Origin of the sequence: Hydrogenophaga sp. UC242_53 (genome assembly GCF_042696965.1) — a bacterium.
Classification (GTDB): Bacteria; Pseudomonadota; Gammaproteobacteria; order Burkholderiales; family Burkholderiaceae_C; genus Hydrogenophaga.
Genome location: NZ_CP170552.1, coordinates 4231796 through 4251271 on the forward strand (window position 1 = coordinate 4231796; position 19476 = coordinate 4251271).

General features: G+C 66.7%; 16 protein-coding genes and 5 pseudogenes. 5 read left to right on the forward strand and 16 right to left on the reverse strand.

The window, feature by feature from the left end:
• Positions 1-4 precede the first annotated feature (4 nt).
• Together ACFJI0_RS21315 and ACFJI0_RS21320 are read left to right on the forward strand one after the other, a co-directional pair.
• Complete coding sequence (locus ACFJI0_RS21315) at positions 5-454, forward strand: type II 3-dehydroquinate dehydratase (protein ID WP_382153253.1); 450 nt, start codon at positions 5-7, stop codon at positions 452-454.
• Positions 455-483: 29 nt separating this feature from the next.
• Positions 484-1167 (forward strand): hypothetical protein, encoded by a 684-nt coding sequence (locus ACFJI0_RS21320; protein WP_382322227.1) that lies wholly within the window; start codon positions 484-486, stop codon positions 1165-1167.
• A 216-nt stretch (positions 1168-1383) separates the two neighbouring features.
• Here ACFJI0_RS21320 and ACFJI0_RS21325 read toward each other — a convergent pair whose 3' ends face one another.
• From ACFJI0_RS21325 to ACFJI0_RS21335, 3 genes are all read right to left on the reverse strand, one after another.
• Entirely contained in the window at positions 1384-2589 is a 1206-nt protein-coding gene (locus ACFJI0_RS21325) for an alkaline phosphatase PhoX (RefSeq protein ID WP_382325767.1), read from the reverse strand.
• Complete coding sequence (locus ACFJI0_RS21330; RefSeq protein WP_382322228.1) at positions 2541-3032, reverse strand: hypothetical protein; 492 nt, start codon at positions 3030-3032, stop codon at positions 2541-2543. The genes ACFJI0_RS21325 and ACFJI0_RS21330 overlap by 49 nt, the downstream gene beginning before the upstream one ends.
• Positions 3033-3138: 106 nt before the next feature.
• The gene (locus ACFJI0_RS21335) at positions 3139-4029 is read right to left on the reverse strand and encodes a class I SAM-dependent methyltransferase (protein ID WP_382322229.1); all 891 of its coding nucleotides are present in this window, start codon (positions 4027-4029) and stop codon (positions 3139-3141) included.
• 127 nt (positions 4030-4156) lie between these two features.
• Here ACFJI0_RS21335 and ACFJI0_RS21340 point away from each other — a divergent pair, with 127 nt between their 5' ends.
• Entirely contained in the window at positions 4157-4840 is a 684-nt protein-coding gene (locus ACFJI0_RS21340; protein WP_382322230.1) for a winged helix-turn-helix transcriptional regulator, read from the forward strand.
• A gap of 8 nt (positions 4841-4848) precedes the next feature.
• Here the strand turns inward: ACFJI0_RS21340 and ACFJI0_RS21345 are convergent.
• The 7 genes and pseudogenes from ACFJI0_RS21345 to ACFJI0_RS21375 all read right to left on the reverse strand — a co-directional run bounded on the left by ACFJI0_RS21345 (position 4849) and on the right by ACFJI0_RS21375 (position 10405).
• Positions 4849-6373: pseudogene (locus ACFJI0_RS21345) on the reverse strand (tripartite tricarboxylate transporter permease).
• A 1-nt stretch (position 6374) separates the two neighbouring features.
• Positions 6375-6821, reverse strand: a complete 447-nt coding sequence (locus ACFJI0_RS21350; protein WP_382322231.1) for a tripartite tricarboxylate transporter TctB family protein — start codon at positions 6819-6821, stop codon at positions 6375-6377.
• A 4-nt stretch (positions 6822-6825) separates the two neighbouring features.
• Positions 6826-7821 carry a Bug family tripartite tricarboxylate transporter substrate binding protein gene (locus ACFJI0_RS21355; RefSeq protein ID WP_382153236.1) on the reverse strand — a complete coding sequence of 332 codons (996 nt, stop codon included), beginning with the start codon at positions 7819-7821 and terminating at the stop codon, positions 6826-6828.
• Between the two features lie 122 nt (positions 7822-7943).
• Positions 7944-8249, reverse strand: coding sequence for a sensor histidine kinase (locus ACFJI0_RS21360; protein ID WP_382322232.1), 306 nt, complete (start codon positions 8247-8249; stop codon positions 7944-7946).
• The gene (locus tag ACFJI0_RS21365) at positions 8221-9357 is read right to left on the reverse strand and encodes a sensor histidine kinase N-terminal domain-containing protein (RefSeq protein WP_382322233.1); all 1137 of its coding nucleotides are present in this window, start codon (positions 9355-9357) and stop codon (positions 8221-8223) included. Before ACFJI0_RS21365 ends, ACFJI0_RS21360 begins: the two co-directional genes overlap by 29 nt.
• Positions 9354-10022, reverse strand: coding sequence for a response regulator (locus ACFJI0_RS21370; protein ID WP_382153229.1), 669 nt, complete (start codon positions 10020-10022; stop codon positions 9354-9356). The genes ACFJI0_RS21365 and ACFJI0_RS21370 overlap by 4 nt, the downstream gene beginning before the upstream one ends.
• A gap of 62 nt (positions 10023-10084) precedes the next feature.
• On the reverse strand, positions 10085-10405 hold the full coding sequence (locus ACFJI0_RS21375; protein WP_382322234.1) for a hypothetical protein: 321 nt from the start codon (positions 10403-10405) through the stop codon (positions 10085-10087).
• A gap of 382 nt (positions 10406-10787) precedes the next feature.
• Between ACFJI0_RS21375 and ACFJI0_RS21380 the strand changes: the two genes are divergently transcribed.
• Positions 10788-11840 carry a hypothetical protein gene (locus ACFJI0_RS21380; RefSeq protein ID WP_382322235.1) on the forward strand — a complete coding sequence of 351 codons (1053 nt, stop codon included), beginning with the start codon at positions 10788-10790 and terminating at the stop codon, positions 11838-11840.
• Positions 11841-12071: 231 nt separating this feature from the next.
• Here ACFJI0_RS21380 and ACFJI0_RS21385 read toward each other — a convergent pair.
• From ACFJI0_RS21385 to ACFJI0_RS21410, 6 genes and pseudogenes are all read right to left on the reverse strand, one after another.
• Positions 12072-13527 (reverse strand): annotated as a pseudogene (locus ACFJI0_RS21385) (aldehyde dehydrogenase).
• Positions 13528-13555: 28 nt separating this feature from the next.
• On the reverse strand, positions 13556-14383 hold the full coding sequence (locus ACFJI0_RS21390) for an ABC transporter ATP-binding protein (protein WP_382322236.1): 828 nt from the start codon (positions 14381-14383) through the stop codon (positions 13556-13558).
• Positions 14380-15180 (reverse strand): ABC transporter ATP-binding protein, encoded by an 801-nt coding sequence (locus ACFJI0_RS21395; RefSeq protein ID WP_382322237.1) that lies wholly within the window; start codon positions 15178-15180, stop codon positions 14380-14382. The genes ACFJI0_RS21390 and ACFJI0_RS21395 overlap by 4 nt, the downstream gene beginning before the upstream one ends.
• A pseudogene (locus ACFJI0_RS21400) lies at positions 15170-16199 on the reverse strand (branched-chain amino acid ABC transporter permease). The gene ACFJI0_RS21395 and the pseudogene ACFJI0_RS21400 overlap by 11 nt, the downstream one beginning before the upstream one ends.
• Entirely contained in the window at positions 16196-17098 is a 903-nt protein-coding gene (locus tag ACFJI0_RS21405; RefSeq protein WP_382322238.1) for a branched-chain amino acid ABC transporter permease, read from the reverse strand. Before ACFJI0_RS21405 ends, ACFJI0_RS21400 begins: the two are co-directional and overlap by 4 nt.
• 4 nt (positions 17099-17102) lie before the next feature.
• A pseudogene (locus ACFJI0_RS21410) lies at positions 17103-18300 on the reverse strand (amino acid ABC transporter substrate-binding protein).
• Positions 18301-18468: 168 nt separating this feature from the next.
• On the opposite strand from ACFJI0_RS21410, the pseudogene ACFJI0_RS21415 reads away from it, so the two are divergent.
• Positions 18469-19450: pseudogene (locus tag ACFJI0_RS21415) on the forward strand (helix-turn-helix domain-containing protein).
• Positions 19451-19476: the final 26 nt, after the last annotated feature.

Here is a 19476-nt window from a genome sequence, read left to right on the forward strand (position 1 = left end):
CCCCATGAAAATCCTTGTCCTGCACGGACCGAACCTGAACCTGTTCGGCCGGCGCGAACCCCATATCTACGGCACCACCACGCTCGCGGAGATCAACGACCGCCTGCGTGCGCTCGCGGTGGAACTGGAGGTCGAGCTTGAGATTCACCAGTCCAACCACGAAGGGGTGCTGGTGGACCGCTTTCACGACAACATCGATGTGGCGGCCGGCGCGCTGCTCAACCCCGCGGCACTCACCCAGCACGGCGTATCGCTGCACGACGCGATCAAGGCCATGCCATTTCCAGTGCTCGAGATCCACATGTCGAACATCGGCGCGCGCGAGCAGTGGCGACATCACTCGATCATCTCGCCCGCGGTGAAGGCAACGATCCAGGGCCTGGGCTGGCGCTCGTACACCGCGGGCCTGCGCGCGCTCGTCGAGCTGGTGCGCGAAGCGCGCGCCACCGCCTGACAGCGGGCACGGCGAAGCCAGGAAACACCATGGCGCTGCTGGGTCAAGGAGCCGTGGCGATGTGGTGGGACATTGCGCCCGCCTTCAGGGCCGAATTCGAGGACTGGCACACGCACGAGCACTTCCCGGAGCGCATGGCGATACCGGGATTCCACCGCGGCTCGCGCTGGTCCGCTGCCGATGGCGGCGAAGGCTTCTTCGTGCTGTACGAACTCGAGGCCTATGAGACCCTGGCGTCACCTGGCTACCTGGGTCGACTCAATGCGCCCACCACTTGGTCCGCGAAGATGATGCCGCATCACCGCCACATGGTGCGCAGCCAGTGCCATGTACTCGAGAGCTTTGGCGGCGCGCTGTCGCGCCACGCGCTCACGGTGCGCCTTTCACCGAGCGAAGGTGCCGCCGAGCGGCTGCGTGATCATCTGCGCACACAGGCCAACGCGTTCAGGTCGCGCCCCGGCGTCTCGGCCGGACACCTGCTCGTCCACCAGGCCCCCAAAATCGAGACCACGACAGAGCAGAAAATTCGCGGGGGACCGGACCTCGCAGCCGACTGGATCTTCATCGTCTGCGGCTACGACCTCGCGTCACTGCAGGCCCTGGCCGGCACGGAGCTGTCCGATGCGGTGCTTACCGGCGCGGGCGCAAAAATCGGCGCGGTGCGCGGTCTGTATGCACTGTCGCACACCAACACCGCCACCGACGTCGACTGAAGGAGGGGCGCTGTCAGGCAACGCCACCGCTTCAGCGCAGGCCGAAGAAACTCAGAATGACGCCAATGACGACGACCAGGCCCACGATGTAAATGATGGTGTTCATGAGGTGTGCTCCTTGTAGAGATACCCCATCGTAGGGAGCCTGGATCGTCTGGCATGTCAGCCGCCGCGATGCCTCTTTGTAGGACGGCGCGCACGCCGTCCGCGCAGGCATCAGAGGTTGCCCTTGGTCCACGGGCCCACGATGGCCACCGTGATGCCGGGCGTCTGCAGGTTGGCGAACAGGATGCGGCCGGTCGGGTCGAAGCAGGCGCCGCAGAACTCGTAGCCCCGGTAGTCCGCCGCGCCCACCGTCTTGCCGGCGGTGGCGATCTGGCCGGCGTCCAGGCTGAGGTTGTTCTTGCACAGGATGTAGGCCTCGCCCGCCGGATTCAGGCCCAGCAGGCGCGAGCCGGTGCCGAAGGCGTCGGTGGAGCCACCGCCGTCTTCGCACAGCACCACGCCGCCGCGCGGGCTCACCGTCACGTTGTCGGGGTTGTTGCCGGCGGTCTGGTGGCCGCTGACGAAAACCGCGCGCAGGCGCATGGTCGAGATCGTCAGCTCCCACACCGCGCCCTCGCCCTGGCCCACGCGGCCGTTGCCGTCGACACCGGCGGCGGTGTCCACGATGAACAGCTTGCCGCCCGAGTACCAGATGCCTTCGCCCCGGCTCATGCGCGCGCAGCCCTGGCTCAAGGCCTGGTAGGTCGGGCCGGCCGCGAAGCCGATGCTCACGCCACCGGGCTGGCCGACCACGACCACCGGGTCGGCGTCCGGGTCGGCGATGTCGACCCACTCCAGCTCGTACTCGTCGCCGATGTCGGGGTTCAGCAAGCCCTGGTCGTTGGCCTGGGCCAGCGTCGAAGGCCGCGCCTGACGCACCAGGGTCTTGATGCGCGCGGCCTGCAGGCGCCCGCCGTGGTGCAGGCTGCCGAGCTGACCCGAGGTGTCGTCCGGCACGTAGCGGAAGAAGGCTGCCACATTGCGGTTGTCTTCGGTCTCGTAGACGTGGCCCGTGGCCGGGTCCACCGCGACCGCCTCGTGGATGAAGCGGCCCATGCCCACGATGGGCTGGGCGATCGACTCGGCCGCGTCGTCGGCCACCTCGAACACGTAGCCGTGCTTCTTGCCGCCGATGCCCGAGAAGTCGTAAATGGTTTCTTCGCAGGTGAGCCAGGTGCCCCAGGGCGTGGGGCCGCCCGCGCAGTTGCCCAGGGTGCCGCTGAGCGAGCCCACCGAGCCGGCCCATTGGCCGTCGCGGAACAGCAGGTTGCTGGTGCCGCCCGCGGGGTAGCCCACGAAGGGCGCGGGCGCGGGTGCGGCGGGGTTGGTCACGATGCCGCCCGCGCCGATGCGGATCGGCTGGCCGCCGTAGAACACGGTGATGATGCCGTTGACCTCGGTCGTGGCGTAGGCATGGGGCGCCTGGATGGCCTCGCCCGGCGTGCGCACCAGGCCGCGTTTCGTGGTTGCGCACCAGCACCAGTTCGCTGCTGCGACCCACGCGGCGCGAAGTCACCACGGCCATGCCGTCGTGGTTGCCCGGGGTGGGGGAAACCGTCGCTCATGGCGTCGCCCGTCCAGCCGTGGCTGCGGTAGCTGAAGCCGGCCGGCAACTGCAGCAGCGGCAGGCCGGTGGTCATGTCGTTCACCGGCGAGACCGGCCCATAGGGCGACACGGCGGAGACCGCCTGCTTGCCGGTGGCGGCGCGCGCGTTGCTCGCGTAGAGCGCGCCCATCAGGCCGGTGAAGCGCGTGGCGGCGATGGCGCCGGAGCCTTGCAGCAGGCGGCGGCGGACGGGGGAGAACGGGACGGAAGACATGGCATGACCTCGTGGGGTTGTGGGTTTGCCACCATCTTCCGCCGCGCTCATTGCCGTTCTGTCGCACACCGGCCCGAAGCGAATGGGCCGTTTGGTGCCCCCCGGATCAGCGCGTGCCCGCCCCCACCAGCATCTCGCAAGGGCCCACGAAACCACCCGCCTCGGTTTCGAAGCGGGCCAGGGCCTGCTCGATCTCCGTCCACGTGTCGGCGCGTTCGTCCTCGCTCAGGCCCGCCAGCATCTGGTGCAGGGCCCCGAAGGACTCGCGCTCGAACCGCACGCACTCGGCGGCCGTGGGAAGGTGCACGGGGGAATCGACCCTGCGCACCTCCACGTCCCGAAAACCCGCCTGCTCCAGCGTCTTCGCCAGCACGCCCTCAGCGCCCAGGGAGAACGGGCCCGGTTGCCCTGGCAGGGGCGGCGGCAGCTGCGCGCGGCGCCGGATGATGCCGACCGGCACGGCGAAGAAAGGGTTGCGCTCGGCGGTGGAATACACCACCGCGGCGAACCGCCCGCCCGGCTTCAAGGCATGGCGGATGCCGGCGAGCGCGCGTTGCTGGTCGGGGAAGTAGATCAGACCGACGCGCGAGACCGCCGCGTCAAAAGAGGCGCGAGGCAAAACGTCGTGGCGCTCACCATCGAGTTCCAGGGTGTCCACGTTCGACAGGCCGGCCTGCTCGGCCGCCGATTTCGCGTGGCGCAGGATCGCCGGGGAGATGTCGGTCGCCAGCACGTCGCCATTCGCGCCCACGCGGCGCGCGGCGACCAGGGTCTGTTCGCCCGCGCCCGCCGCCACGTCGAGCACGCGCGAACCGGGGCCGACGGCCGCCATGTCCAGCATGGCCTCGGTCGCCGGGCCCAGCCAGCGGGCCAGCAAGGGCGCCCATCGGTCCCAGGCTTCGGCGGCGTTCTCCCACTGCGCGCGCGTGGACTGGCGGAACTTCTCGGCATCGAAAACAGCCGGGGCAGCGGGGGAGGCAATGAGGGTCTCGGTCATGGCAGTGCTCCTTGAAAAGACCGGTGCGAGTTGCACGGTCGGTCTTCAAGTTAAGCCCGATGCCAGGCAGCCTCAAGTCCAGAATCTGGAGTAGGCAAGCCGGCGGCACACCGATAGACTGGCCCGCATGATCGACTACATGCAGTTCTGTACCGTCGCCCGAGGCGCCGAGGTATTGGGCGAGCTGTGGACACCCCTCGTGGTGCGCGAGCTGCTCTGCGGCAGCCACCGCTTCAACGACATTCACCGCGGCGTGCCGCGCATGTCGGCCACGCTGCTGACGCAGCGGCTGCGCAAGCTGGAAGAGATCGGCGTCGTCGAGCGGCGGCGCGTCGAGAAAAACTGGGAATACCACCTGACGCCCGCAGGCGAAGAACTGCGGCCGATCGTCGTCGGCATCGGCCATTGGGGCGCGCGCTGGATCGGCAGCCGGCTGCGGCACGAGCAACTCGATGCAGGCTTCCTGATGTGGGACATTCGCCGCTTCGCGCGCCTGGAAGCGTTTCCCGACGGAGAACGCACCGTCGTCCACTTCCGGTTCAGCGATGCGCCGGCGGCCGAGCGGCAATGGTGGCTCGTGGTGGAGCACCACGAGGCCGACCTCTGCCGCGACGACCCTGGTCACGACGTGAGCGTGCTGGTCGACTCGACGGTCCGCGCACTCACCGAAATCTGGACCGGTGACAGCGACCCCGAACAGGCCATCCAGTCCGGGAGCCTCACGGTGCAAGGCGCGGGCCGCAACGGCCAGCGGCTCTGGCGCTGGTTGGGGCGCAGCATGTTCGCCCCGACGCGCATGGCGCAGCGCTGAAGGCGCGGCTACTTCCCGACCGGCGCGATGGCGCCGATCGGCGGCCTGCGCCGCGACCGCCACCGCATCAGCACCGGCAGCAACAGCATCAGGCCGCCACTCAGCCAGAGACCGATGGAAATCGGGCTGCCGACCAGGATGCCCGCATCGCCGTTGCTGATGGACAGCGCGCGGCGCAGGTTCTGCTCCATCAGGTCGCCCAGCACGAAGCCCAGGATCAAGGGCGCCATCGGCACGCCCTGCTTGCGCAACAGGTAGGCCGCGAAGCCGAGCCCCACCATGAGCATCAGGTCGAAGGTGGTGGCGTGCACCGCGTACACCCCCACGCTGCTCACGGCCAGGATGGACGGCACCAGGAACCAGTTGGGCACGCTGAGGATGCGGGTGAAGAAACCCACCATGGGGATGTTCATCACCAGCAACATCACGTTGGCCAGGAACAGCGAGGCGATCAGCCCCCACACCAGCGTGGGCTGCTGCGTGAACAGCGCCGGGCCCGGCGTGATGTTGTAGAGCGAGAGCGCGCCCATCATCACGGCCGTGGTGCCCGAGCCGGGGATGCCCAGCGTGAGCATGGGCACGAAGGAGCCGGTGGCGGCGGAGTTGTTGGCCGCCTCGGGCGCGGCCACGCCACGGATGTCGCCCTGGCCGAACGTGCCCTCCTTGTCGGTCAGCCGTTTCTCCATCGAGTAGGCCATGGCGCTGGCGATGGTGGCGCCCGCACCGGGCAGCACGCCCACCACGAAGCCCAGCACGCTGGAGCGGACCGTGCCCCACCAGGTGGCCGCCATCTCGCGCAGGTTGAACAGCATGCGGCCGGTCTGGGTGATGACACCCGCGCTGCTGTGGTGTTCCTGCAGCATGAGCAGGATCTCGCTGATGGAGAACACCCCGATCACGACCACGACGAACTGGATGCCGTCGGAGAGGTGGATGTCGCCACCCGTGAAGCGGTACACGCCGGAGTTCGAGTCCAGCCCCACGCAGGACATGGCCAGGCCGATCATCGCGGCCACGCCGGCCTTCACGGGCGCATCGCCCATCAGCCCCGCGATGCAGGCGAACGCGAAACACATGAGCGCGAAATACTCCGCCGGGCCGAACGACAGCGCCCACTGCGCCAGCAGCGGCGCCAGCAGCACGATGCCCACCGTGGCCAGCAAGGAGCCCACGAACGAGCTCCAGGCCGAGATCGACAGCGCCACGCCACCCAAACCCTGGCGCGCCATCGGGTAGCCATCGAGCGCCGTCATGATGGCGCCCGCGTCGCCCGGCACGTTGAGCAGGATGGAGGAAATGCGCCCGCCGTACTCGCAGCCGATGTAGACCGCCGCCAGCAGGATCAGCGAGGTCTCGGGCGGCAGCTTCATCGCGAAGGCCAGCGGCATGAGGATCGCCAGCGCCGTTGATGGGCCCCAGGCCGGGCAACAGCCCGACGATGGTGCCGATGAACGAACCCAGCGCGGCGATGACCAGGTTGACGGGGCTGAACGCGACGCCGAAACCCTCCATCAGGTGTTTGAGCACATCCATCTCACAGACCTCCCAGCCACGCGGCCAGCGGGCCGACGGGCAGCACCACGTCGAGCACCTTGTCGAACAACAGGTACAGCACCAGCCCCAGCGCCGCACCGCCCGCCAGCGCCTTGCGCCAGCTGCCGCCAAACGCCATGCCCACCGGCACCGTCATGAGCGCCGTGGCCAGCGCGAAACCCAGGGCCTGGAACAGCGCGGCATACGCCAGGATCGCGCCCGCGCACCACAGCGTGGGCACCCAGGGCACGCCCTTGAAGGTCTCCGCCCCCTGCGTGGGGCGGAACATCAGCCACAGCCCCGACAGACCCAGCCCCACGGCCAGCAGCAAGGGGAAGGCGCGCGGGCCCAAAGGCTCGTAGGAAAAAGCGGCGGTGTAGTCGTGCGCCGCCGCGGCCATGGCCACGGACGCGAGGGCACACGCCGCGCCAAGTGCTCGATCGCTCATGGCCTTACTTGGCGGGCGTGGTGGCCAGCCCGAACTCGTCGGCGAGTTTGCGGTAGCCCGCCACCTGCTTCTTCACATACGCGTCCAGCTCGGCCCCCGTCATCGCGAGCGGGAACAGGCCGCGCTCCGCGCGCATCGCGTTGTAGGCCGGCGTGGCCATCATCTTGTTGAAGGTGTCGACCCAGACCTTGTAGTCCGCGTCGCTGACCTTGGGGCCCAGGTAGAAGCCGCGGATGATGGGCCACTGCACGTCGAAGCCCTGCTCGGTCGCGGTGGGGATGTTCGCCATGTCGCCGCTCAGGCGCTTGTCGTGCATCACCGCGAGGATGCGCACCTTGGCGCCCGCCTTGATCTGCTGCTGGGCCTCGGCCGCGTCGCCCGTGAACACGTGGATGTGGCCGCCCTGCAAGGCCGTGAGCGCCTCGCCGCCGCCTTCGAACGCCACATAGCGCATGGACTTGGGGTTGACGCCACCGGCGCGCGCGGTCAGCGCGGCCTTCATCCAGTCCTGGCTGCCCACCGTGCCGCCCGCGCCCAGCACCACCTTGGTGGGGTCGGCCTTCATCGCGGCCATCACGTCCTTCAGGGATTTGAACGGCGACCCTTCGGCCACCACCACCGCGCCGTAGTCGGTGCCGATGGCGGAGAGCCAGCGCACGTCGTTCTCGGTGTAGCGGCCGAACTTGCCTTGCGCCAGGTTCAGCAGCGAGCCGCCGGAGAAGGCGATGATGGTGTTGGCGCTGTCGGGGCGCTGGGCGATCACGGTGTTGTAGGCCACCGCGCCGATGCCGCCGGGCATGTAGGTCACGCGCATCGGGTCGGCGATGAACTTGCCGTCCACCAGCGTGCTCTGCACCAGCTTGCAGGTCAGGTCAAAACCGCCGCCGGGTTTGGCGGGTGCGATGCACTCGGTTTTCTCCAGGGCGCCGGCCGCGTGCGCCGACAGGGCGCCCGTCGCGAAGGCGGTCATCGCCAGAAGAAGGCGGGTGGGAAATTTCATGAGAGTGTCTCCTCGGTAGGGCGGTTCGATGGCTGAATGCCCGCGCAATCTCGGCGTGGCAGGCCACTGTAAAAAACGCGCACTTTCAAGACGCTTTCAGCGCAACCGCGAATCTCCAAGGGTTAACCCGCAAACTCCGCAGGCAAGGCCAGCACCACCACCAGCCCGCGCCCATCGGGGCCGGGCCGCACCTGCATCGTGCCCCCGTGGCGCAGCACCACCGAGCGCGCGATGGACAGACCCAGGCCCGAGCCCGGCAACTGCCGGCCACCGCCGCCCCGAAAGAACCGCTCCCCGGCGCGCTGCAGCTCCTCCGCCGGCATGCCCGGCCCATCGTCCACCACGCTGAAACACACCTGCCCTCCCTCGCCGCCCAGGAACAGCGTGACGTGGCTGCCCTCACCCCCATGGCGGATCGCGTTGTGCAACAGGTTCGACAAAGCCTCGTTCAACAGCGCGGGCTCGCCCTGGAACGGCAGCGTGGCCGATGGGCGCGTGCAGGCCCAGGTCCACCCCCTGCTGCCGCGCCACCGGCCACCAGCGGCGCATCAGGTCTTCGGCCATCACCACCGCGTCCAGCGCTTCGGGCGCGGGCGGCGCGCTGTCGGCCTTGGCGATCGCCAGCATCTGGTTGGTCTGGCGGATGGTCTCGTCCAGCTGCGAGCGGATGTCGTCCACCACCGTGCGCAGCGCGGCCGGGTCGTCTTCGCGCAGCGCATAGGCCACCTGCGTGGACAGCGTGGTCAACGGCGTGCGCAGCTGGTGCGACGCGTCGTCCACGAAACGCCTCTGCTGCTCGCTCTGCGCGCGGTTGCGCTCCACGTGGTGGTTGATCGCGCCCACCAGCGGCAGCAGCTCGGCCGGCACGTCGTCGCTCGCGATCGGCGTGAGGTCTTGCGGCGAGCGCGACTCCACGTCCTGCCGCAGGCGTGCCAGCGGCTGCAGTGCCCAGGCGATGGTGAGGCCGAACAAGGCGCTCGCCACCACCACCAGAAAAAAGTCGCGCGCCACCGACTGCATCACCAGCGCGTCCTGAAAATCGTTGCGCGCCTCCAGCGTCTCGGCCACCTGGATCACCACGCGCTGCGAGCCCGCCTCGCCCGTGAGCGGCGGCGACAGCTCGCGCGCGTAGCTGCCCACGCGCACCGCCTCGCCGAAATACTCACCGTCGTAGAACTGGGGCACACCGGTTTTCAAAGGCTGGGGCGGCGCGGGCAGCCCCGGGCTGCCGATCTCCACCAGGCCGTCTTCCGAGGCCACGCGGTAATACACCTTGCCGTTGGCGGTCAGCTCGAAGAACTCCAGCATGCGGTACGGCAGCTCCACACCCAGGCCACCGCTCGCGGTGGAAATGCTCGAGTCGATCGACTTCACCGCGCCCAGCAACGAGCGGTCGTAAGCCGCGTCCGCCGCGTCGCTGGCCGTGCGCCAGGCCAGCCACAGCTCGGCCGAGAACACCAGCAACATGCCCGGAATCAGCACCACCAGCAGCGCCCGCCGGATGCTCGACCGCAGCCAGCGCCGGGGCGGCTTCATGGCGCGCATTCCAGCAGGTAGCCCATGCCGCGCAGCGTGGTGATGCGCACCGGCGAAGCCTCCAACCGCTTGCGCAGGCGGTGCACCAGCACCTCGATCGCCTCGGGGTGCACGTCGCTCTCATCGGAAAACACGCGCTCCACCAGCTCGCGCTTGGACAGCGGCTCGCCGCTGTGCTGGATCAGCGCGCGCATCACCGCGTGCTCGCGCGGCGTGAAGGTCAACACCTCCTGCTGCAGGCGGAACTGCCGGCTCGCGCTGTCGTAGCTCAAGGGGCCGCACGCGAAGCGCGCGTGGTCCACCCCGTGCGAACGCCGGATCAGCGCCGTCAACCGGGCTTCCAGCTCCGCGAGTTCAAAAGGCTTGGCCAGGAAATCGTCGGCCCCGCCGTGCAGGCAGCTCACGCGCTCCATCAAGGAATCGCGCGCGGTGAGGATCAGCACGGGCAGGCGCTGGTCCGCCTCGCGCAGATCGGCCAACACGTCGTGGCCCTCCACCCCGGGCAGGCCCAGGTCCAGGATCAGCGCGTCGTAGCGCGTGGCCTTGAGGCTGCGGCGGACCAGGCGACCGTCGTTCACCCAGTCGATCAGGAAACCGTTCTGCGCCAGGGCCTTGGTGAGCCAGTTGCCAAGATCGGCATCGTCTTCGGCGAGCAATATCCGCATGGTGAGGTGTCTCCTGGATGCGGAGCAGAGGATACCCGCAGGCAGCCGCGCCGGGCCGCCGATCAGATCTCCAGGCTCGTCACCTTGTCCGCACAGTCGTACAGCGCGTCGACGGTGAGCGACAACACCTTGAGCTGGCGCCGCATCTCGTCGTTGAGTGTCTGCTTGAGCACGGCGCGCTGCACGTCTGGCGGCGCGGCGTTCTGAACACCTCGCTTCACCGGCTCCACGAGCGGGTCTTCCAGCGAAGCGCGCGTGTCCATGAGCAGCGACAGCTGCCCCACCTGTTCGTTGGTCTGGACGACGAGGGCGAGGAGATGGGTGAAGAGTTGCTCGGCTTGGGCACGGGTGGATGCGCGGCGAGGGGTTTTGGCTTTTGCCATGGGTGGGCTTCCTGCGGTCGGTTGATGACAACCGCCCCCTCCTTTGTGATGAAGGCGACGGCTCGACGCAGCGGTTGTTTTTCTGGCTTCCCAACCAGGTCACGCCTGTTTTGGCGCGACGGCGGAGTATAGCTAGGCGAGCAACCAGAAAGCATTCGAGCCAACCCGTAAATACTGTGCGCCATGAGCCACTGGACTCTTCCATGTAGACGCCTGAAGCGAGTGGAGCTCTTTAAAGGATAGATAGCTCAACTCGCCCCTTTGCGCTCCGGCTTGGCTCCATCATCAGCTAGGATGGTTGCCGTCAACCAAGAGTGAACTTCTTTAACTCGATCAGTGTTGCTCTTAATCGGAAATTCACCTAAGGCTTTCAGGAGGATCCGTGAATCGCGCCGTCCCTAAGGATTTGTCAGATTTCGCTGCGCAAATGACATTGCACAACGTGAATCTTTCTATTGTTCCCGATACTGATGACTATCCTTGGTTCATTCGAGAGTTTCAGAGGCAACTCCTGGCACTGGAAGAACGGTGCGAACTGCTGCTACCCAACATTAGGGATAACAATGAAAGCATCGCCATTTTCTCCGACTACGGTGGAGAAAGTCATGATAGCAAGTATCTCACCTATAGTTTTTTGATCTGCGCTTGGAATCAAACAGGGCTTTTCACCAGGGAAATGGAGGCATTGCGCAATGATGTCGGTCTAAACACTCCGTTTAAAGAAATTGCGTTTAAAGATCTTCGATACGGCCCTATTCACAGATCACTAGATAGGTATCTAAAAAATCTCAGCAACTATGTCAATGGCTACCTATTAACAGTTGTGATTGAAAAATCTGCCAAATCCATATTCGGAGCCGACCACAAGTCGACACTCGATTTCGCAACAAAAACTCTCTTTGAAAATGGATTCGGAAGATGGAAGCCAGAAGTTGCCGAGAAAATTTTGCGCATTACTCACTTTGTCGCCTATTTAGTTGCACTTCTATCGAGACCCGGGCAAAAAATAATTTGGATGACGGACAATGACTCTATTGCACCTACGGGCGAGCGCTTCATGGATGTGCTAAATTTATTCGAAAACCTCCTCCGACATTATTGCAAACATAAATTCTCAACTATTGGAGGGGCTGTTCCATTCAAAGAAAAAACTGCAGAATTTCTTGATTTGCTTAGTGCCCCGGACATCGTCGCAGGCTCTATTGAGCACTATTTCAACCGGTTTCATGGAGCAAACGGGGAACCACTCATCAAGGAGGAAGTGGGCCGCGTCCTTCGTTGGTTAAGTCACCAGGGTGTAGCGCTTAAAAAGCACACTACGATCATCCGGAGGAATAGTGAGGGGCTGGTGAGCGGTACGCTTAAATTTGAACTGAAGGAGTCAAACCCCGATGCAATCTTTGTCCCGGTGGTCGTAAAACAAAATCCAATCTAACCTTTTAGTCACCATGACGTCACACAATTGGCCTCGTGATCGGATAGACGGGTGACTACTTCAAATAGTCGACTGCGGCTCTTCCCTTGAAGCGACGGACCTAAGCAAGTCGGGAAAGCTAGTGGGACTGTTGAACGGCTCGCCTCTGTCTGAAGCTGTCATTTGACGACTACGCCCGAGGGGCTACCCGCCTTGATGAGATCAAGGCCTTTCCCAGCACAAGCCCAGCCTTCAGAACGGATAGTGCCTAGGCGTCGTCTGCATCGTGATCCACCGCAGCTCGGTGAACTCATTGATCCCCGCCTTGCCGCCAAAGCGCCCGATCCCCGAGCCCTTCACGCCGCCAAACGGCATCTGCGCCTCGTCGTGCACAGTGGGGCCGTTCACGTGGCAGATGCCGGAATCGATCTTGCGCGCCACGTTGAAGGCGCGCGCGATGTCGCCGCCGAACACGGCGGACGACAGGCCGTACTCGTTGTCGTTGGCGCAGGCAATGGCCTCTTCCACGCCGTTCACGCGCACCACGCATTTCACGGGGCCAAACGTTTCCTCGTGGTAGATGCGCATGGCGGGCGTCACGTGGTCGAGCACGGTGGCGGGCATGAGGGTGCTGTCGGCCTTGCCACCGCAGAGCAGCTTGGCGCCTTTGGCGAGGGCATCGTCGATGAGGGCGTTGCAGTGGTCCACCGTGCCCTGGCCGATGACGGAGCCGAGCACCACGGGCTCGGGCTTGCGCGGATCGCCCAGCGGCAGGGCCTTGGCCTTGTCGCTGAATTTCTTCACGAATTCGTCGGCGATTTTCTGGTCGACGATGAGGCGCTCGGTGCTCATGCAGATCTGGCCGCTGTTGGCGAAACAGCCGAAGGCCGCGCCGTTGACGGCGTCTTCGATGTTGGCGTCGTCGAGGATGACCATGGGGGGCCTTGCCGCCCAGCTCCAGCACCACGGGCTTCAGGTATTTCGCGCAGGTCATGGCGATGATCTTGCCGACCTTGGTGGAGCCGGTGAAGTTCACGCGGCGCACGGCGGGGTGGGCCACCATGGCTTCGACCACGGCGCCGGCGTCGGCCGGGGCGTTGGTGATGTAGTTCACCACGCCAGGGGGGAAGCCCGCGTCCTGGAACGATTCGACGATGAGCTGGTGGGTGCGCGGGCAGTTTTCGCTGCCTTTGAAGATGACGGTGTTGCCGCAGGCCAGGGGCACGCAGATGGCGCGCACGCCGAGGATGATGGGCGCGTTCCACGGCGCGATGCCGAGCACCACGCCGGCGGGCTGGCGCACGCCCATGGCGAGCGAGCCGGGCACGTCGGACGGGATGACCTCGCCGGCCACTTGCGTGGTGAGGGACGCGGCCTCGCGGATCATGCTGGCGGCGAGCATGTTGTTGAAGCCGGCCCACATGCCGGTGGCGCCGGTTTCGGCGGCCACGGCTTCGATGAACTGGGGCAGCTTGGCTTCGAGCGCGTCGGCGGCCTTGAGCAGCAGGGCGCGGCGCTCGTTGGGGCCGGTTTCGCTCCAGGTCTTGAAGGCTTCGGCGGCGGCTTCCACGGCCATCACGGCGTCGGCCGGGCTGGCGGCGGGGGCGCGGGTGGCGACGCTGCCATCCAGCGGGTTGCGGCGTTCGAAGGTGGCGCCCTTTTCGGCCGTGACTTTGAGGCCGTTGATGAGCATGGACAGGTCGGACATCGGGTTTTCTCCTGGGTGTTTGGGTTGTTCAATGGGTGGCGGCAGCCACGGCCACGGCCTTGCGGCGTTGCACGGCGTCGGCCGCGCTGGTGGTGCCGCTGGCGGGGTCTTTGTCGGCGCCGAGGTAGGCCTCGCGGATGACGGTGGAGCGCGCGAGCAGTTTCGCGGGGCCGCTGGCGACGAGCGTGCCGCGTTCGAGCACGTAGCCCCGGTCGGCGACGGCGAGGGCCTTCTTCACGTTCTGTTCGACCATGAGCACGGTGGTGCCGGCGTCGGCGATGCGGCGCACGATGGCGAGCAGCTCATCGACCATGCGCGGCGCGAGGCCGAGCGAGGGCTCGTCGAGCATGAGCAGGCGCGGCGCGCACATCATGGCGCGGGCCACGGCCACCATCTGCTGTTCGCCGCCGCTCATGGTGCCGGCGAGTTGCGTGGCGCGTTCCTTGAGTTTGGGGAAGTCGGCGAAGGCCTGTTCGAGCCGTTGGGCGCGCGCGGCCTTGGGCACGAGCCAGCCGCCGAGTTCGAGGTTTTCCGTCACGGTCATCTGCGGGAACAGCTGCCGGCCTTCGGGCACCAGGGCCACGCCGGCCTGCACGATCTCGTGGGTTTTTTCGGCGAGTTCCTGGCCGTCGAGCAGCACGGTGCCGCTGCGCGGGATGAGACCGTTGAGCGCCTTGAGCAGCGTGGTCTTGCCCGCGCCGTTGGGGCCGAGCACGACGGTGAGGCCAGGCTGAATGTCGAGCTTGATGCCGCGCAGCACGAGGAAGGCGCCGTAGCCGGCGGACAGGCCGTCGACCTTGAGGCGCGCGCGCGCGCCGCCGCCGAATTCGAAGGGGGTGGGTCGGTACCACATCATGCGGCGGCCTCTTCTTCTGCTGCTTCGTTCATCTCGTCGCCCAGGTAGGCCTCGATCACTTCGGCGTTGCGCACCACTTCGGCGGGCGTGCCGTCGGCGATCTTGCGGCCCTGGTGCAGCACGATCACGCGCTCCACGTGGCGCAGCAGGGTGGTGACGGCGTGCTCGATCCAGACCACGGTGAGGTCGAGTTCGTCGCGCAGGCGGCGGATGAGGCGCGCCATGTCCTCCACCTCGTTTTCGGTGAGGCCGGCGGCCACTTCGTCGAGCAGCAGCAAGCGCGGGCGCGTGGCCAGGGCCATGCCGATTTCCAGCAGGCGCTGTTGCGAGGGCGTGATGGCGGCGGCGGGCAGATCGGCCTGCGCGCTCAGGCCGATGAGGCCGAGGATGCTTTCCGGCGTGCGCAGCACCCAGGGCACCGAGGCTTCTTCGCCCCACAGGATGTACTTGCGCGGGCGGCGGCCGGCGAACTTGAGGCCGAAGGCGATGTTGTCGCGCACGGCCATGTCGCCGAAGACGCGCGGCGTCTGGAAGGTGCGCGCCAGGCCATTGGCGGCGAAGCGGTGCGGGCCCTGGCCGGCGAGTTCGCGCCCCTGCACCGAGAGCGCGCCGCTGGTGGGCTTGGTCACGCCCGAGATGGCGTTGAAGAAGGTGGTCTTGCCGGCGCCGTTGGGGCCGATGATGCCGACCAGCTCACCGGGCAGGAAGCGCGCGCTGACGGCGTCCACCGCCGTGAGGCCGCCGAAGCGCACGGTGACGTCGCGGGCGTCGAGCAGGGCTTGCCGTTCAGTAGACATGGCTGCGCTCCCGCTGGTCTTTCTCGCGCTGCTTGCGGCGTTTGGTTTCGCCGCTCAGGTCGTCCTTGATGTCCGCCCACCAGGCCTTGGCGCCGTCGCGCCAGCCGCGGAAGGTGTCGGTGCGCAGCGAGGCCAGGCCGCCCGGCAGGTAGAGCACGGCGAGGATGAGCAGCAGGCCGAGCGACATCATGTAGACCTGCGGCACCTGCAGGCGCAGGGTTTCGGCGAGCACGCTGAAGACGATGGCCGCGATGAGCGGGCCCCAGAGCGTGGCCGCGCCACCGATGAGGGCGATGAGCACGGTCTGGAAACCGATGAAGGGGTTGAAGACGGTGTGCGGGTCGATGTAGGTCCAGCGCACCGACATGGCCGCGCCCACCGCGCCGGCCACCGCCGCCGTGAGCGCGAAGCCGGCGATCTTGACGAGGCGGGTGTTCACGCCCAGGGTCTGCGCGCGCTGTTCGTCGGCGCCGATGCCGAGCACGGCCAGGCCGAAGCGGGTGCGGCGGATGGCGATGGAGAGCGCCACCGTGCCCACCGCGAGCAGCAGCACGGTGAAGTAGATGGTGTCGCGCTCGGGCACGACCATGAGCACGCGGCCCACGGTGCCGGTGACGGATTTTTCGAAGTAGCTGATGGCGTGGCGGATGAGCTCGGTCATGCCGAAGGTGAGCACGGCGAAGTAGGTGCCGCGCAGGTGCAGCACGGCCGCGCCCATGACGATGGCGCACGCCGGCCGCGATGAGCGCGCCCAGGCCGATGGCCTGCGCCCAGGACACTTTCTCGAGCAGGATGGCGCTGGCGTAGGCGCCGATGCCAAAGAAGGCCGAGGTGGCGAGCGAGAGGTAGCGCGTGGTGCCGCAGAAGAGCGCCCAGCTGGAGGAGAGCGCGACGTACATCAGGCAGGTGAGCGCCATGGAGACGACGAACTCGCTGGCGAAGCCGGGCAATGCCACGGCCCAGCCGGCGAAGCCGAAGAGGACCAGCAGGTCGCGGATGAGGAACTGGCGGGAATTCATGCTTTGCGACTCTTTCGAGCGAAGAGTCCTTCGGGCCGGAGCAACAGCACGCCGATGAAGACGACGTAACTCAGCAAGGCCTTGAGTGAGGGGTTGGTGAAGTGCATGCCCAGGGCTTCGATGACGCCGAGCAGCAGGCCGCCCGCGAGCGCGCCGCCCATGCTGCCGAAGCCGCCGAGGGTGATGACGATGAGCGCGGTGACGGTGTAGGGCTCGCCCATGGAGGGGCTGATGGTGTAGGCCATGGAGAGCAGGCAGCCCGCCACGCCCGAGAGGCCCAGGCCGATGCCGAACATCATGGGGTGCAGGCGCTTGGTGTTGATGCCCATCAGCTGCGCGCCGGTGGGCGACTGCATGAGGGCGCGCACGCCCTTGCCCAGCAGCGTGGTGCGCAGCAGCAGGATGAGCGCGCCCGAGAACAGCAGGGCCAACCCGAACACCACCAGCTTGTTGACGGCGAACTGCGCGCTGCCACCCGGCAGGGGAATGGCCAGCGGCTGCGTGAGGTAGTCGTAGCCGCGCAGGTCACCGCCCCACACGTAGGAGATGAAGTTCTGCACCAGGAACATGAGGCCGAAGGCGACCATGAGGCCACGGGCCTCGAACACGTCGAGGTTGGGCGAGGTGGCGGTGAGGCGGCGGAAGCACAGCCAGTGCACCGCCACGCCGAGCGCGAACAGCAGGCCGAACGAGACCGGGATCATGAGCAGCGGCGAGAGGCCGAAGGAGGTTTGCACCATCCAGGTGAGGAAGGCCCCCACCATGAGGAATTCGCCGTGCGCGATGTTGAGGATGCGCATGAGCCCGTACTGAAGGTTCAGCCCGAGCGCGACGAGTGCGTAGACGCCTCCGGTGATGAGACCGGAGGCGATGAGTTCTAGCCAGGCAGAGAAAGACAAGTGATCACTTCCAGGCCGGTTTGCTGGGGTTCAGCTTGGCGGTGGCGACCTTCTGCGGCCACACCACCTCGAACTCGCCGTTCTGCCACTGGCCCACGGTGCCGGGCGTGCCCACGTTCTCGCTGCCGCTGAACTTGATGTCGCCGATGATGGTTTTGTGGGTGGTGTTGGCGACGTAGTCGCGGATGGCCTTGCGGTCCAGGCCCTGCGCCTTCACCGCGTTGGTGAGGATTTCCAGGCCGGCCCAGCAGGCGCCGCTGGCCCAGCGATCGGGTTCCTTCTTCTGGCTGGCGACGTGGGCATCGAAGTAGGCCTTGGCGCCCGGGCTGGTCTTGCCGTTCCACGAGCCCATGCCGAGCACGCCTTCGGCGCCGGCGGGGGTCATGACGTTCTTGTAGAGCGGGAAGGCGGTGCCCACCGAGGCGTAGAAGAACTTGGGGTTGAAACCGATTTCCTTGGCCTGGCGGCTGGCGAGGATGGTGTCGGGCGGGTAGGTGAAGCCGACGAAGGCATCGGGGTTCTTGTCCTTGATGCTGCGCAGCGTGGGCGAGAGGTCTTTCACGCCGCCGGGGTAGCTGGTTTCCTGCACGAGGTTGATGCCGGTGCCTTGCAGCGCGACCTTGAGGGCGGAGTAGTTTTCGAGCCCGAAGAGGTCGTCCACGTAGACGACGGCCACGGTCTTCACGCCGTTGGCCTTGAACATCTCCACCAGCGCGTCGCACATGGGCTTGGGCTGCTGCAGCAGGAGGAAGAAGTAAGGCAACTTCATCTCGGCCAGGCGGCGCGAGAGCGCGGTGGGCGCGAGGAAGGGGTAACCCAGGCGGTTGCGCCAGCGGGGCGACGGCGAAGTTGGCGTTGCTGCCCCAGGGCGGGAGGACGAGGTCGACCTTGTCGCTGCCCATGAGTTTTTCGTAGGTGCGCACGACGGTTTCCATGTCGCTGCGGTCGTCGCTGCTGATGAGCTCGATCTTGCGGCGCACGCCTTTCACATCGAGGCCGCCCGCAGCGTTCTGCTGTTCGGCCCACAGCAGGTAGTTGGGTTCCTGGCTGACCTGGGCACCGCCCGTCCACGGGCCGGTGCGCGACATGGAGTAGCCGACGCGCACGGGCGCGGATTGCGCGAGCAGCTGGGGCGCGAAGGACATGGCGCCCACCGTGGCGGCGGCGCTTTGAATGACCAGACGGCGATTGGGATGGGCCATGGTGTGTCTCCTGGAGTTGTGGTGGACCAAGCCGCATCGTAGGGAGAACCGGGGCGCGCCGCTATGCTGGCCGTGCACTGCCTGCTTGTCGGAATGTGCACGCCGATTCGGGTTAACCCTTGACCTCGCGCGCCGCGCCTGGGCGGACCGCGCCCGATAATCCGGCCCATGACCGCCCCCACCCCGTCATCCACCATGACCACCGATGCCGTCGCCCCGGGCGAGCGGGCGGCGATCTGGCGCGACTGGGTGTGGACGCATTTCGGGGGCCTGGAGTCGGACCTGTATGGCGACGTGGGTTTTGATGGCCAGCATGCATGCCTCGCACGCGGGCGACGTGGTGTTGACCAAGCTGGAGGCGAACCGGCACCGGGTGCTGCGCAGCCCGCAGCTGGCGCGGGGCAGCGAGCGGGCCTATCTGAAGATCGTGGCGCCATGGCAAGGCAGTGCGGGGGTGCAGCAGCACAACCGCGAGGCCTGGGTGCGGCCGGGTGGCTGGGCGATTTACGACACGACGGGCAGTTACGAGATCGCGAACCCGGAGCGGGTGGAGCATTTGATCGTGATGTTGCCGAAGGAGCAGCTGGCGGAGCGCGGTTTGCGGCTGGAGCCTTTGATGGCGCGGCATGTGGGCGGCGTGAGCGGGATCGCGCGGGTGGCGCTGGAGACGATGCGCACGACGTACCAGGAGTTGCCGGGGATGAGCGAGAACGCGGCGCGGGGGGCGGGTGAGCTGATCGTGGAGTTGGTGCGTTTGTCGTTGCAGGAGTTGTCGGGGCGCGAGAACGGCACGACGCAGCTGGAGGCGTTTCGCGATCGCATCCGTGAGCACATCGGGCAGCATTTGCGCGATCCGTCTTTGACGTTGGACCACATTGCGCAGGCGCTGAATTGCAGCAAGCGGCATCTGCACAAGGCGTTCAGCGCGGAGGACGATACGCTGGCGCATTACATCCAGCGGCAGCGCATCCAGGCTTGCATGCGGGAGCTGGCGCATCCTTCGCGGGCGCATCGCACGATCACGGAGATCGCATTTTCCTGGGGCTTCAACAATGGGGCCCACTTCAGCCGCGTGTTTCGCGAGCACACGGGGCAGTCGCCGAGCGATTTCCGGGAGTCGGCTTTGCGGTCCAGTGCTTCGGCTGCTTGAGGTTTGTCGCTCTCATTGCGTTTCTA

Excerpts from the sequence above, each read along its gene's own strand:
- ACFJI0_RS21350 (WP_382322231.1), bottom strand. The coding sequence starts at position 6,821 with ATGAGCGATCGAGCACTTGGCGCGGCGTGTGCCCTCGCGTCCGTGGCC.
- ACFJI0_RS21330 (WP_382322228.1), bottom strand. The coding sequence starts at position 3,032 with ATGTCTTCCGTCCCGTTCTCCCCCGTCCGCCGCCGCCTGCTGCAAGGC.
- ACFJI0_RS21340 (WP_382322230.1), top strand. The coding sequence starts at position 4,157 with ATGATCGACTACATGCAGTTCTGTACCGTCGCCCGAGGCGCCGAGGTA.
- ACFJI0_RS21375 (WP_382322234.1), bottom strand. The coding sequence starts at position 10,405 with ATGGCAAAAGCCAAAACCCCTCGCCGCGCATCCACCCGTGCCCAAGCC.
- ACFJI0_RS21355 (WP_382153236.1), bottom strand. The coding sequence starts at position 7,821 with ATGAAATTTCCCACCCGCCTTCTTCTGGCGATGACCGCCTTCGCGACG.
- ACFJI0_RS21315 (WP_382153253.1), top strand. The coding sequence starts at position 5 with ATGAAAATCCTTGTCCTGCACGGACCGAACCTGAACCTGTTCGGCCGG.
- ACFJI0_RS21370 (WP_382153229.1), bottom strand. The coding sequence starts at position 10,022 with ATGCGGATATTGCTCGCCGAAGACGATGCCGATCTTGGCAACTGGCTC.
- ACFJI0_RS21335 (WP_382322229.1), bottom strand. The coding sequence starts at position 4,029 with ATGACCGAGACCCTCATTGCCTCCCCCGCTGCCCCGGCTGTTTTCGAT.
- ACFJI0_RS21390 (WP_382322236.1), bottom strand. The coding sequence starts at position 14,383 with ATGATGTGGTACCGACCCACCCCCTTCGAATTCGGCGGCGGCGCGCGC.
- ACFJI0_RS21365 (WP_382322233.1), bottom strand. The coding sequence starts at position 9,357 with ATGAAGCCGCCCCGGCGCTGGCTGCGGTCGAGCATCCGGCGGGCGCTG.
- ACFJI0_RS21395 (WP_382322237.1), bottom strand. The coding sequence starts at position 15,180 with ATGTCTACTGAACGGCAAGCCCTGCTCGACGCCCGCGACGTCACCGTG.
- ACFJI0_RS21320 (WP_382322227.1), top strand. The coding sequence starts at position 484 with ATGGCGCTGCTGGGTCAAGGAGCCGTGGCGATGTGGTGGGACATTGCG.